This is a genomic window from Streptomyces sp. NPDC045695 (genome assembly GCF_056432025.1).
In genome coordinates, this window is sequence record NZ_JBWKJU010000002.1 from 525,601 (window position 1) to 538,737 (window position 13,137).

Genomic DNA, 13,137 nt, shown 5'->3' on the forward strand with positions numbered 1-13,137 from the left:
GATCAGTGCGCGAGCCGAATTACTCGGCACCGCCCTGCTCGGCGAGCTTGACGCGAAGCGCTTCCGCGGTGCGGACGAACTTCGACGGCAGCGCCTGGAAGAGCGAGGCAGCCTGAGACTGCTTGCCCTTGAACGCGCCGGCCAGCTTGCTGAGCAGAACCTCGCGGGACTCGAGGTCCGCAAGCTTCTTGATCTCATCGGCGGTGAGCGCCTTACCATCAAGGACACCCGCCTTGATGATGAGGTTCGGGTTCTCCTTGGCGAAGTCACGCAGGCTCTTCGCCGACTCCACCGGGTCACCGGTGATGAAGGCGACCGCGGTCGGACCAGCGAAGTGCTCGTCCAGCGCGGTGATCCCGGCCTGGTTGGCCGCAATCTTGGTCAGCGTGTTCTTCACCACGGCGTACTGGGCGTTCTCACCGAGCGAACGACGCAGCGTCTTGAGCTGCGCGACGGTGAGACCCCGGTACTCGGTCAGCACGGCGGCGTTCGAGCTCTGGAACTGGTCCGTGAGCTCGGCTACCGCGGCAGCCTTGTCGGGCCTTGCCATAGAGCGTCGGCCTCCTTCCGGGTGATGAGGACCGCTCAGAAGGGGCTGGAACATACGAAACGCCCCGGCGCATGCGCACGGGGCGTAAGCTCGACCGAACTACTCCGGGAGCTTTTCCACGAACACCTGCGCAGGACGTCCGCGCTCAGCGGATCCTTCGGCCACCGCACCCTTGCAGGCACGGCAACGACCAGCGGTCTTTGGCTTCTGGGGAAGACTACGTGAAGGGGTCCAGCCGAGGCAAATCGCCTCAGGAGCGGACCTTCCCGCGGGCTGCCTGAGGCACCTTGGGGGCCGCCTCAGGAGCCGTCGAGTCCCCCCAGTCCGGCGTCCCGCAGCGTCTTGTCGGCCTCCTTCAGCGTTTCCCCGGCCTCCTCCAGCTTCTGGTCGGTCTCCTTCAGCTTGCGGTCGGTCTCCGCGAGGCTCGCGCTCAGGTCGACGACCTGATCGGCCGGCGGGGCCTGGACCGGGGCGGCCACGCCGAAGTCGGAGAACTTCGCCGTGGTCTTCGTCGTGCCCTTCCCGTCCGTGCTGACGGAGTCGACGCGCACGGGGTAGCCGTCCTTGCCGATCCACAGGTCAACCTCGAAGGTCTTGACGTGCTTGACGGACTCGTGGAGGTACTGGCGGTTCTTCTCCTCCATGACCTTGGTCGACTCGTCCGCCTTGAGCAGGTCCTCGTTGCTGAAGCTGCCCTTGTAGTGCTGGGCGTCGACGCCGTCGGTCTTCTCGGCCCCGACGTGCGTGAGCTTCTCCTGGCCCAGCAGCATCGCGAGGTACTCGGCCGGATCCTCGTTCAGCCGGACCCCCGGCTTGCCGTCCCGCGCCAGGTTCATCCGCATCCAGGACTTGCCTTCGAGGGGCGCGTCCAGGTGCGTGTAGATGATGTCGCCGATCATGATCGAGCGGGTGTCGCCCTTGTCGCCCTTCAGCGTCACGTCGTGGCTGGACGGGTACCAGCCCTTCGTGCCCACCTGGCCGCTCGTCTTGCCGTCGCTCCCGACGGTGGACAGCTCCGCCTTGGCGAACTTGGCCGCCACCGTCTTCAGGTAGGACGCCTTCACCGCCTCGACGGACGAGTGCGCCTTGCCGGCCCCCTTGCCCCCGCCGGCCGCGGCGTCCGCCGAGGCGGCCTTGCCGTCGCCGCAGGCGGTGAGACCGCCCGCGAGCAGTGCGGCCCCCGCCATCGCGATACCGGCCCGGCTGCGGACAGCCTTGTTCATCTGGTTCTCCCCCATGAAATGGATCTCTCTACTGCTGCGGCGACCGCTACGGCGCGCCGCGGGCGGGTCAGGCCCCGGCGCCGGCTCCGGCCGCGCCCAGTTCCTTGAGCATGCCGAAGAGGTCGAGGGTCTCGTTCTCCGGCGGGGTCTGCACGGTGGCCCCGGAGCCGTAGTCCGAGTAGAAGGCGTCGACGTTCATCGTCCCCTGGGGCATGTTCATGCCGACCTTCATGTGGACCGGGTAGCCGTCCTTGTTGACCCAGACGTCCATGTCGTAGCCCTTGATGCCGGCCGTCTTCGTGGCGTCGACCAACTTCTTGCGGTCGTCCTCGGTCAGCGCCTTGGAGGACTGGTCGGCGGCGAGCATCTCCTCGAAGCTCAGGGTGCCCTTGTAGTGCTCGGCGTCCGCGCCCTCGACCTTCTCGGCCCCGAGGTGCTTCACGTTCGGCGAGCTGAGGAGCAGCGCGAGCTGCTTGGCCGGGTCCTGGCTCTGTTCCACGCCGCCCAGGCCGCCGAGCTTCTTCAGCGCCTCGGCGTCCGGCGAGGCCGCGGCGGCGGCGTTCATGTCGAGCTTCATCCAGCGCTTGCCGTCCATGCCCCCGGACATCGGCGAGTCGGCCGGCATCTCCATGAACATCACGTCGTTCTTCATGATCATGCGCACCGAGTCGACGCCGCGGGCGGCGCCGGGGCCGCCCTTCATGGTGATGTCCATGACGGTGGGGTCCCACCCCTGGACGCCCGTCATCTCCACGGTGCCGCCGCCCTCAAGGGAGGCGGGCATCGACATCGTTATGCGCACCTTGGCCGACTTGGCGGCCGAGGTCTTCTTGTACGCCGCCGCGAGCGCCTTGGTGGCACTGCCGTCGGCCACCGGCTTGCCCGGCTGCGCGGACGCACCGACCGCGGCCCTGCCGGAGTCGTCCTTCTTGTCGTTGTCGCACGCCGTGGCGCCGCCCACGAGCAGGACGGCGGCCAGTGCGGCGCCGACGGTCTTCTTCCGGTACACGGACATACGAGGTCCCCACCCCTTGAATGACTTCGGTCAAGGGGACCCTACGTCGCCCCGGCGGCGGACCCTCGGCGCACGGCCCCGTATCGGGCGACATGTGGCCCGAAACACGGAAAACGGGCCCCCGCCGCCCCGTGAAGGGTGGCGAGGGCCCGTTTCAGCCACTCAGTGAGCCATCAGGCTCAGACAGCAGCCGGGTCTTCCTCGACGAGGAGGTTCCGGGTGCGGTTGGAGTCCAGCTGGATGCCGGGGCCCATCGTGGTGCTCAGGGCGGCCTTCTTGATGTAGCGGCCCTTCGCGGCGGACGGCTTCAGACGCAGGATCTCGTCCAGGGCCGCGCCGTAGTTCTCGACCAGCTGCTCATCGGAGAAGGAGACCTTGCCGATGATGAAGTGCAGGTTCGAGTGCTTGTCGACGCGGAACTCGATCTTGCCACCCTTGATCTCGGTGACAGCCTTCGCGACGTCCATGGTGACGGTGCCGGTCTTCGGGTTCGGCATGAGGCCACGGGGACCGAGCACGCGGCCGAGGCGGCCGACCTTGCCCATGAGGTCCGGGGTGGCCACAACGGCGTCGAACTCGTTGAGGCGGTTGCCCTTGGCGATCTCGTTGATGAGCTCGTCGTCGCCGACGATGTCGGCGCCGGCGGCTTCCGCGGCCGCAGCACGGTCACCGGTCGCGAAGACCAGGACCCGGGCGGTCTTGCCGGTGCCGTGCGGGAGGTTCACGGTGCCGCGGACCATCTGGTCGGCCTTGCGCGGGTCGACACCCAGACGGAAGGCGACCTCGACGGTGGCGTCGAACTTGGTCGTGGTGGTCTCCTTGGCGAGACGGACGGCCTCGAGCGGGGCGTACTGCTTCTCCCGGTCGACCTTGGCGTCCGCAGCGCGGAGAGTCTTGCTGCGCTTCACTTCTGCTCCTGTGTTGATTCTTCAGGCGTGGAGTCGTGGTGCGGACCAGCGCTTGGTCCTACCACTGGTGGTGCTGGAGGGTGGCTGGATCAGCCTTCGACGGTGATGCCCATCGAGCGCGCGGTGCCAGAGATGATCTTCACGGCGGCGTCGATGTCGTTGGCGTTCAGGTCGGGCATCTTCAGCTCGGCGATCTCCTTGACCTGGGCGGCCGTGAGCTTCGCGACCTTGGTCTTGTGAGGCTCGCCGGAGCCCTTCTCCACGCCCGCGTGCTTCAGGATGAGGCGCGCGGCCGGCGGAGTCTTGGTGATGAAGGTGAAGGAACGGTCGTCGTAGACCGTGATCTCCACCGGCACGACCATGCCACGCTGCGACTCGGTCGCGGCGTTGTAGGCCTTGCAGAACTCCATGATGTTGACGCCGTGCTGACCGAGCGCGGGGCCGACCGGCGGAGCCGGGTTGGCCGCACCGGCCTTGATCTGGAGCTTGATGAGCCCCGTGATCTTCTTCTTCTTGGGAGGCATTGCTCTCTCCGGGTCCTAGTGAGAGTTTTTCGCCGCCAACCGGTCATCCGGATGGAGGCATACCGCACCACGATAACGGGTATCGGTGCGGGGCTGAAAACCGAGCAGGTCAGACCGCCCTTATCGGGGCGATCTGACCTGTCCGGAAGCGTGGGACCAGAAGATCAGTTCTTCTGGATCTGGTCGAAGCTGAGCTCGACCGGGGTCTCGCGGCCGAAGATCTCGACGAGGCCCTTGACCTTCTTCGAGTCGGGGTTGATCTCGTTGATCGTCGCCTGCAGCGTCGCGAACGGGCCGTCGGTGACGGTGACCGAGTCGCCGACCTCGAAGTCCAGGACCTCGATGGTCCGCTTGACGGACGGCGCGGGCAGGCCGGCCTCTTCCGCGGCGGCCTTGGCGGCCTTCTCCTGCGCCTCCGGGGCGAGCATCTTGACGATCTCGTCCAGGGTCAGCGGGTACGGGTCGTACGCGTTGCCGACGAAGCCGGTGACACCAGGCGTGTTGCGGACGACGCCCCAGGACTCGTTCGTCAGATCCATGCGGACGAGAACGTAACCGGGCAGCTTGTTCTGCCGGACGTTCTTGCGCTCGCCGTTCTTGATCTGGACGATCTCTTCCTCGGGCACCTCGGCCTGGTAGATGAACTCCTCGACGTTCAGCGAGACGGCGCGCTGCTCCAGGTTGGCCTTCACGCGCTTCTCGTAACCGGCGTAGGTGTGGATCACGTACCACTCGCCGGGGAGGAGGCGCAGCTCCTCGCGCAGGGCCTGGATGGGGTCGACGGGCTCGGCGGGCTCGACCGGGGCGGCCTCTTCGGCCTCCTCGTCGGCCTCGGCCTCGGCGTCGGCCTCGACACCGGCTTCGACGTCTGCGTCGTCGGCAGCCTCTTCGACCTCGGCGTCGTCCTCGAACTCGGCGTCGGCCTCGTCCGCGTCTTCGCCCGGGGCGGACTCGACGTGCAGCGCGGCCTCTTCGGCGGGGACACCCGCCTTGGCGTCGGCGCGCTCGGCCTCGTCAGGGTCCACAGCGTCCGCCGCCTCGACGATGTCGAGCGCGTCCTCGACGGACTCGACGGAGTCGTGGCTCGCGTTCAGGTTCGGGTCAGACACGGTGGCTGCTTCTTCCTGGAATACAAAAGGTGGTGGAACATGCGAAAACGGGCGGCACCCATCAAGGCGCCGCCCTCCGCGGGGATCAGCCGAAGACGAACTTGATGGCTTCCTGGAACCCATAGTCAATCACGGTCACCAGACCGATCATGATGACGACGAAGACAATCACCACGGTGGTGTACGTCGTGAGCTGGTTGCGAGTGGGCCAGACAACCTTGCGGAGTTCCGCGACGATCTGGCGGTAGAAAAGCGCGAGCCGGCCCAGAGGACCCTTCTTGCCGCGCTTGCCGCCCTTGCGGGCCTTCTTCTCGCGCGTCTCGTCCTCGGCGTCAGGCATGTCGATGGAGCCCAGGGCGTCCGTCACGTCTCTCACCTGAATCCGGGTCGTGGCCGTACCGCGCCCGGTTGCGCCGCACGGCGTTGCATCTAAGTACGTACCTGCGCACACACATCCGAGAGGGAGTGTGGAGCAGGGCCGGAGGGACTCGAACCCCCAACCGCTGGTTTTGGAGACCAGTGCTCTACCAATTGAGCTACGACCCTTTGCGTCCCCCAACCTACCGCATCCGGGCGAGTGCACGGAGTGCTCACGCTTCGCAGCGGCTGGCGAGGTCCAACGACAGGTGAGTGTACGTGAACCGGGCCCTGACGTCGAACAGAACCCGTCCGGACATGCTGCGGTGATGCTGCGCTCGTGCTGCGGTCCGTTGACTGAAACGGTGTGCGGCGCTTCTTGGCCGTCTGGGACGATTGCCCGCATGACCTCTGCAACGCCTTCCTCCGAGCGCCGGGTGTCCGCCCGTATCGGCGCCATTTCCGAGTCCGCCACCCTCGCCGTCGACGCCAAGGCCAAGGCCCTCAAGGCCGCCGGGCGCCCGGTGATCGGCTTCGGCGCCGGCGAGCCCGACTTCCCGACCCCGGACTACATCGTCGAGGCCGCGGTCGAGGCCTGCCGCAACCCCAAGTACCACCGCTACACGCCGGCCGGCGGCCTGCCCGAGCTGAAGGCCGCGATCGCCGCCAAGACGCTGCGCGACTCCGGCTACGAGGTCGACGCCTCGCAGGTCCTCGTCACCAACGGCGGCAAGCAGGCGATCTACGAGGCCTTCGCGGCCATCCTCGACCCGGGTGACGAGGTCATCGTCCCGGCCCCGTACTGGACCACCTACCCGGAGTCCATCCGTCTCGCCGGCGGCGTCCCCGTCGAGGTGGTGGCCGACGAGACCACGGGGTACCGCGTCTCCGTCGAGCAGCTCGAAGCGGCCCGCACCGCGCGCACGAAGGTCGTCCTCTTCGTCTCCCCGTCCAACCCCACGGGCGCGGTCTACAGCGAGGCCGACGCCGAGGCGATTGGCCGCTGGGCCGCCGAGAAGGGCCTGTGGGTCCTGACGGACGAGATCTACGAGCACCTGGTCTACGGCGACGCGAAGTTCGTCTCGCTCCCCGCGATCGTCCCCGAGCTGGCCGACAAGTGCATCGTCGTCAACGGCGTCGCCAAGACGTACGCGATGACCGGCTGGCGCGTGGGTTGGATCATCGGCCCCCGCGACGTGGTCAAGGCCGCGACCAACCTGCAGTCGCACGCCACCTCCAACGTCTCCAACGTGGCCCAGGTCGCGGCGCTGGCCGCCGTCTCCGGCAACCTGGACGCCGTCCACGAGATGCGCACCGCCTTCGACCGCCGCCGCCAGACGATCGTGCGGATGCTGAACGAGATCGACGGCGTCGTCTGCCCGACCCCCGAGGGCGCGTTCTACGTGTACCCCTCGGTCAAGGCCCTGCTCGGCAAGGAGATCCGCGGCAAGCGCCCCCAGACCTCCGTCGAGCTCGCCGCCCTGATCCTGGACGAGGTCGAGGTCGCGGTCGTCCCGGGCGAGGCCTTCGGCACCCCCGGCTACCTGCGCCTGTCCTACGCCCTGGGTGACGAGGACCTGGTGGAGGGCGTCTCCCGCGTCCAGAAGCTCCTGGCCGAAGCCAAGGCCTGACCCCCAGCCCTGAGTGGCGGCTCCCCCTGGGGGGCCGCCGCTCAGTCGTATCCCCTCGATCCAGCCTGGCCGCACCCCTCCAACCCCGCCGGCGTTCGAGGCGCGGGTCCGGGGCGGAGCCCCGATCATTCAGCCCCGCCGTCGTTCGAGGCGCGGGGTCCGGGGCGGAGCCCCGATCTTTCAGCCCCGCCGGCGTTTGAGGCGCGGGTCCGGGCAGCGCCCGGGAAGGCCCCGCGCAGCGGACCCTCCCCGCCACCCCGGCCCGTACACAGGCTCGGGCAAGCCCCCAAAAGGTAAAACCCCCTCCCGCCCAGCGCAGCGGTACGGCAGGATCAGCGAATGGAGCACGCACGCGATCTCACGCTTCTGCCGAAAGCCCACCTCCACCTGCACTTCACCGGCTCGATGCGACCATCGACCCTCCTGGAGCTCGCCGACAAGTACGGCGTACGCCTCCCGGACGCCCTCACCGCCGGCGAGCCCCCCAAGCTCCGCGCCACCGACGAGCGCGGCTGGTTCCGCTTCCAGCGGCTCTATGACGCCGCCCGCTCCTGCCTGCGTGAGCCGGACGACATCCGCCGCCTGGTCCGCGAGGCGGCGGAGGAGGACGTACGGGACGGCAGCGGCTGGCTGGAGATCCAGGTGGATCCCACCTCCTACGCGCCCCTGCTCGGCGGGATGATCCCGGCCGTCGAGATCATCCTCGACGCCGTGGACAGCGCGTCCCGCGAGACCGGCCTCGGGATGCGGGTCCTCATCGCGGCCAACCGCATGAAACACCCCCTCGACGCCCGTACCCTCGCCCGCCTCGCCGTCCGTTACGCCGACCGCGGCATCGTCGGCTTCGGCCTGTCCAACGACGAGCGCCGGGGCATGGCCCGCGACTTCGACCGGGCCTTCGCCATCGCCCGCGAGGGCGGCCTCCTCGCCGCCCCGCACGGCGGGGAACTCACCGGCCCCGCCTCCGTACGCGACTGTCTCGACGATCTCCACGCCTCCCGCATCGGGCACGGCGTACGGGCCGCCGAGGACCCCCGGCTGCTGAAGCGGCTGGCCGACCGGCAGATCACCTGCGAGGTCTGCCCGGCCTCCAACGTGGCGCTCGGCGTCTACGAGCGGCCCGAGGACGTGCCGCTGCGCACCCTCTTCGAAGCCGGCGTCCCGATGGCCCTCGGCGCCGACGACCCCTTGCTCTTCGGGTCCCGGCTCGCGGCCCAGTACGAGATCGCCCGCCGCCACCACGCGTTCACGGACGCGGAGCTCGCCGAGCTGGCCCGCCAGTCGGTGCGCGGTTCGGCCGCGCCCGAGGACGTACAGGCCAAGCTGCTGGCCGGGATCGACCACTGGCTCACCGGGTGAGCCGCAGGTCCCCCTCGTAGCAGTCGGCCCGCACCCGGCCGCCGTCCGGGAAGCCGATCTCCAGGTGGGTGCGGCCCTGCTCGGGCAGCGCGAACTCGGCGACCGAGGCGACGGTCTCGCCGAGGTGGCGCAGGAAGGGGTGATCGCCGAGGTCCTCGCCGACCTCGATGCGGCCCCACTCCCCCATGTCGTACGGCTCGTGCGGTGCGGCGGATTCGACGATGAGGCACTGGTCGGACCCGGTGGTGATGCGGATGGAGTCGCCGACGCTGTCGATCAGCCAGACGTCGAGGGGCGCCTCGGAGCGTTCGCCGTCGCTGACGTGCCAGGACGCGACGACACGGCTGAGGGTGCGACCCACGAGCCGGGTGGGGTCCGTACCGGCCCCGTGCAGGGGACAGAGCATGGGCGGCCGGGGCTCCTCAGATGCTGACGCCGACCGTCACCGGTTCGTTGACCAGGGTGACGCCGAAGGCCGCGTGGACGCCCGCGACGACCTCGCGGGCGAGGGCGAGGAGGTCCTCGGTGGTGGCCCCGCCGCGGTTGGTGAGGGCGAGGGTGTGTTTGGTGGAGATGCGCGCGGGACCGGTGCCGTAGCCCTTGGTGAAACCGGCCTTGTCGATCAGCCAGGCCGCGCTGGTCTTCGTACGGCCGTCGCCGGCGGGGTACGCGGGCGGCGCGGTGCCGGTGCCGAGGCGGTCCTGGACGCGGGCGAGGAAGGCGGCGTAGGCCTCGTCGGTCAGGATCGGGTTGTGGAAGAAGGAGCCGGCCGACCAGGTGTCGTGGTCGGCCGGGTCGAGGACCATGCCCTTGCCGGCGCGCAGGCGCAGCACGGTCTCGCGGGCGGTGGCGGCCGGGACGCGGTCGCCGGCCTCGACGCCGAGCGCGCGGGCGGTCTCGGGGTACTTGATCGGGGCGGACAGGCCGCCCGCGTCCTCCAGGGCGAAGCGCACGCGCAGGACGACGTACCGCTCGGGCTGCTGCTTGAAGAGGCTGCCCCGGTACGTGAACGCGCACTCGGCGGCGCTCAGGGTGACCGTTTCGCCGCTGGTGCGGTCGTAGGCGACGACCTCGGTGATGGTGTCGCAGACCTCCTGGCCGTACGCCCCCACGTTCTGGATGGGCGTCGCACCGGCGGAGCCGGGGATTCCGGCGAGGCACTCGATGCCGGCGAGGCCGGCTTCGACGGTGCGGGCGACGGCGTCGCTCCAGTTCTCGCCGGCCGCGAGCTCGAGGGTGGTGCCGTCGAGGGCGAAGCCGGTGGTCGCGATGCGCAGGGCGGTGCCGTCGAAGCCCTGGTCCCCGATGACCAGGTTGCTGCCGCCGCCGATGACCAGGAGCGGGGTGCCGCTCTCGTCCGCGGCGCGGACGGCGGCGACCACCTCGGCGTCGGTGGTCGCGGTGACCAGGCGGGCTGCGGGACCACCGAGGCGGAAGGTGGTCAGCGGGGCGAGGGGGGCGTCGTGGAGTTCCTGCACGTGGACAAGAGTACGGTCCGTACCCCTCGCATCCCTGCGGGGCCACGGACCGCGGCTCACTGGTTCGGCTCCTGCTCGGCGAGGCGACGCTCGGCCTCCTCCCAGCCGATGGGCAGGTCACGGGCCCGTACGGTCCAGAAGGTGAAGGCCGATTCCTTCATGTAGGCGGCCGCCGCCCGGGAGCTGGAGCGGTGGGGCTCGCTCCGGGCGAACCGGTGGAGCGCGTCGCGGTCCTCCCACGCGGAGAGGGTGAGGAAGGTCCGGCGCGGGACGCGCGCCCGCAGGGCGACCCCGTGGGCGCCGGGGGCCTTGCGGATCTGGCGGATGATGCCGGGGGCCTTGAGGAAGAACCTGACGGCGCCGGTGAGGGTGGCGGTCTCGAAGCGGGACGCCATGACGTAGACCTCGGCGTCCGGGGCGGGCTGGGTGGGGGTGGACCAGGGAACGTCGGGCATGGCGGGCACTCCTTAGCTCGGATCGCTTCAGCTCGGATCGCTCAAGGGGGGTCTCGTCGGTGGCGGCGCCTGCTCCGGGCTTACGGCGTCGCGGCGGGGACGCGGCCCCGCACCTCGGCGGGGGCAACGGCCGGGGCGGTCCCGGACCGGGTCTTGCGCGGCAGCAGCAGGGCCAGGGCGGCCGAGACGGCGACCGCACCGGCGCCGATCCACAGGGCGGGGACCGTGCCGTCCGTGAAGGCCTGCGGGGACTCGTAGCCGCCCTGGGCGGAGAAGACGGAGGCCAGTACGGCCACACCGAGGGCTCCGCCGACCTCGCGCAGGGCGTTGTTGGTGCCGGAGGCCTTGCCCTGGTCGGCCGGGGCCACGGTGGACATCAGGACGTTGGAGGCGGGGGCGAAGTACATGCCCATGCCGATGCCGCTGATGATCAGCGCCGGAAGCTGGGCGGCGTACGAGAGGTCCGCGCTCAGGATCATCGCGAACCAGCCGAGCCCGATGGCCTGGAGCGCGAGCCCGGTGGCGACGACGGGGCGGCCGCCGATCCGGTCGGAGAGGATGCCCGAGATCGGCGCGACGATCATCGGCATGCCGGTCCAGGGGAGCATCCGCAGTCCGGCCTCTGTGGGCGAGTAGCCCGAGACGCCCTGGAGGAACTGGCTGAGCAGGAAGATCGAGCCGAACATCCCCAGGAACATCAGCAGGCTGGCCAGGTTGATCCCGAGGAAGCCGCGGTTGCGGAAGAGCCGCATGGGGAGCATGGGGTTGGCGCTGGTGGAGCCGTGGTAGATGAACCCGCCGACGAGGGCGGCGCCCGTGATCAACGAGGTCAGGACGGGGGCGCTGGTCCAGCCCTCCGCGTTGGCGTTCACCAGGCCGTAGACGATGCCGAACAGTCCGCCGCTGATGAGCAGGGTGCCGGGCAGGTCGAGGCGGGCGCCGGGGGCGGTGGACTCGGCGAGGCGCAGGCGGGCGAGCGGGATCAGGGCGAGGCCGATCGGTACGTTCAGCCAGAAGATCCACTGCCAGGAGATGTGCTCGGTGAGGCTGCCGCCGATGAGGGGGCCGCTGGCGACGGCGAGGCCGGTGACGGCGCCGTAGATGCCGAGGGCCATGCCGCGACGGGCGGCGGGGACGGCGGCGGTGAGCAGGGTGAGGGTGAGCGGCATCATGATCGCGGCGCCGACGCCCTGGACGGCGCGGGCGGCAATGAGGGCGTCGATGCCGGGCGAGAGGGCGGCCGCGGCGGAGGCGCCCGTGAACACGGCGAGGCCGGCTATGAAGAGCTTGCGCCGCCCGAACCGGTCACCGAGGGCCGCGCCGAACATGAGGAGGACGGCGAAGGTGAGCGTGTAGGCGTTCACCGTCCACTCCAGGTCCTCCAGCTTGCCGCCGAGGTCCGACCGGATGGCGGGCAGCGCGGTGGTGACGACGAGGTTGTCGAGGGCGGCCATGAAGCTGGCGGCGCCGGTGAGGATGAGGGCCCAGACGGCGGGCCCCCGGAGCTTGGTGTCCCTGCCTTGCTGTGTGTTCACGATTCCCCCTGCGGACTTATGTTAGTTATTGCTGACTAACTTTCGTGCTCATGGGTGCGGTGGGCAGGCGGCGCATGCCGGGCGGGCGGCGCGCCGCCGTCACTTCTCCAGGCGGCCGTTGACCTGGGCCTCTGGGTACAACCCCTGCCAGACCCGGTGCTCGGGCGGGAAGCCCATGGCGGCGAGGGTGTTGATCAGCATCCCGTACGCCATGAAGGTCGTAGTCTCCTTCACGTCGTCGCCGAACGGCACGTGCACCGTGTCCCACAGCTCCAGCCACCCCTTGCGGACGAGCTCCCCGAGCTCGTGATCGCCGGCCGCCTCGGCGGCGGCCACGGTGACGTACATCTGGAGCTGCATCTGGAGCTTGTCGGGATCCTCGGCGATGAGCCGCGTGTAGGCGTTCGCCATGGCCCGCGTGGCCTCCTCGCCGTACAGCCCCTCGGAGGCGGTGGCGAAGACCTGGCGAGTCTCCTGCAGACAACGCTCCGCGGCGGCGAGGAAGATGGCCAGCTTGTTCGGGAACAACCGGAAGAGATACGGCTGCGAGACACCCACCCGCTTGGCGATCGCCTCGGTGGAGGTCCCGTAGTACCCGCCCCGGGCGAACTCGTGCACTGCCGCGCGAATGACGCTCTCACGCCGCTCATCTGCGCTCATCCTTGCCATGAGGGTAAGTTAGTACGCAATCACTAACTACGCAAGGGGGTGACGTTCGCGGGCGCGGAGGCGGGCGAGGCTTCGCCTCGGGGAGCCCAGGCGGGGCGGCCGGGAGGCGGAGCCTCGACGGCCGGGCCGCGGGCGGAGGGCAGGGCCGCGGGGTGGGAGGGAGGGGCCGGGCGGGGCGGGCGGAGGCGCAGCCGCGGGCGGAGGGCGGGGCGGATCCTTGACGGGCGGCCGCGCGCGGGCCGGGCGGCGCGGTTCCAGACGGGACGGACGCGGGGCGGGGCTACGAGCTGCGGGCCCCTGGGGGACCGAGACCGCGCAGGTGGC

Annotated in this window: 14 protein-coding genes and 1 tRNA gene; 2 read left to right on the top strand and 13 right to left on the bottom strand. The window is 69.9% G+C overall.

Annotated elements, in window-relative coordinates:
• Positions 1-19: 19 nt before the first annotated feature.
• From rplJ to AC07DU_RS05580, 8 genes are all read right to left on the bottom strand, one after another.
• Complete coding sequence (gene rplJ / locus AC07DU_RS05545) at positions 20-550, bottom strand: 50S ribosomal protein L10 (RefSeq protein ID WP_215144029.1); 531 nt, start codon at positions 548-550, stop codon at positions 20-22.
• 299 nt (positions 551-849) lie between these two features.
• The gene (locus AC07DU_RS05550; protein ID WP_479109712.1) at positions 850-1,773 is read right to left on the bottom strand and encodes an SCO4651 family lipoprotein; all 924 of its coding nucleotides are present in this window, start codon (positions 1,771-1,773) and stop codon (positions 850-852) included.
• A 67-nt stretch (positions 1,774-1,840) separates the two neighbouring features.
• Entirely contained in the window at positions 1,841-2,788 is a 948-nt protein-coding gene (locus AC07DU_RS05555) for an SCO4651 family lipoprotein (RefSeq protein ID WP_479109714.1), read from the bottom strand.
• Positions 2,789-2,967: 179 nt separating this feature from the next.
• Complete coding sequence (rplA, locus tag AC07DU_RS05560; protein ID WP_360890921.1) at positions 2,968-3,696, bottom strand: 50S ribosomal protein L1; 729 nt, start codon at positions 3,694-3,696, stop codon at positions 2,968-2,970.
• A gap of 89 nt (positions 3,697-3,785) precedes the next feature.
• Positions 3,786-4,220, bottom strand: a complete 435-nt coding sequence (gene rplK, locus AC07DU_RS05565) for a 50S ribosomal protein L11 (RefSeq protein WP_030710298.1) — start codon at positions 4,218-4,220, stop codon at positions 3,786-3,788.
• A gap of 164 nt (positions 4,221-4,384) precedes the next feature.
• On the bottom strand, positions 4,385-5,329 hold the full coding sequence (gene nusG / locus AC07DU_RS05570; protein WP_479026283.1) for a transcription termination/antitermination protein NusG: 945 nt from the start codon (positions 5,327-5,329) through the stop codon (positions 4,385-4,387).
• A gap of 85 nt (positions 5,330-5,414) precedes the next feature.
• Positions 5,415-5,696: a preprotein translocase subunit SecE gene (secE, locus tag AC07DU_RS05575; protein WP_030825982.1), complete on the bottom strand. Its 282-nt coding sequence runs from the start codon at positions 5,694-5,696 to the stop codon at positions 5,415-5,417.
• A 106-nt stretch (positions 5,697-5,802) separates the two neighbouring features.
• Positions 5,803-5,875: transfer RNA gene (locus AC07DU_RS05580), tRNA-Trp, on the bottom strand.
• Positions 5,876-6,090: 215 nt separating this feature from the next.
• On the opposite strand from AC07DU_RS05580, the gene AC07DU_RS05585 reads away from it, so the two are divergent.
• Positions 6,091-7,317: a pyridoxal phosphate-dependent aminotransferase gene (locus tag AC07DU_RS05585; RefSeq protein WP_360890914.1), complete on the top strand. Its 1,227-nt coding sequence runs from the start codon at positions 6,091-6,093 to the stop codon at positions 7,315-7,317.
• 339 nt (positions 7,318-7,656) lie between these two features.
• Entirely contained in the window at positions 7,657-8,676 is a 1,020-nt protein-coding gene (locus tag AC07DU_RS05590) for an adenosine deaminase (protein ID WP_360890911.1), read from the top strand.
• Here the strand turns inward: AC07DU_RS05590 and AC07DU_RS05595 are convergent.
• From AC07DU_RS05595 to AC07DU_RS05615, 5 genes are all read right to left on the bottom strand, one after another.
• Complete coding sequence (locus AC07DU_RS05595) at positions 8,666-9,082, bottom strand: hypothetical protein (RefSeq protein WP_360890908.1); 417 nt, start codon at positions 9,080-9,082, stop codon at positions 8,666-8,668. The two genes, AC07DU_RS05590 and AC07DU_RS05595, sit on opposite strands and share 11 nt — an antisense overlap.
• A 16-nt stretch (positions 9,083-9,098) precedes the next feature.
• The gene (locus AC07DU_RS05600) at positions 9,099-10,214 is read right to left on the bottom strand and encodes a UDP-N-acetylmuramate dehydrogenase (RefSeq protein ID WP_479109717.1); all 1,116 of its coding nucleotides are present in this window, start codon (positions 10,212-10,214) and stop codon (positions 9,099-9,101) included.
• The gene (locus AC07DU_RS05605) at positions 10,211-10,609 is read right to left on the bottom strand and encodes a DUF3291 domain-containing protein (protein ID WP_479109719.1); all 399 of its coding nucleotides are present in this window, start codon (positions 10,607-10,609) and stop codon (positions 10,211-10,213) included. The genes AC07DU_RS05600 and AC07DU_RS05605 overlap by 4 nt, the downstream gene beginning before the upstream one ends.
• Positions 10,610-10,689: 80 nt before the next feature.
• The gene (locus AC07DU_RS05610) at positions 10,690-12,144 is read right to left on the bottom strand and encodes a DHA2 family efflux MFS transporter permease subunit (protein WP_479109721.1); all 1,455 of its coding nucleotides are present in this window, start codon (positions 12,142-12,144) and stop codon (positions 10,690-10,692) included.
• A gap of 99 nt (positions 12,145-12,243) precedes the next feature.
• Complete coding sequence (locus AC07DU_RS05615) at positions 12,244-12,813, bottom strand: TetR/AcrR family transcriptional regulator (protein WP_453372649.1); 570 nt, start codon at positions 12,811-12,813, stop codon at positions 12,244-12,246.
• Positions 12,814-13,137: the final 324 nt, after the last annotated feature.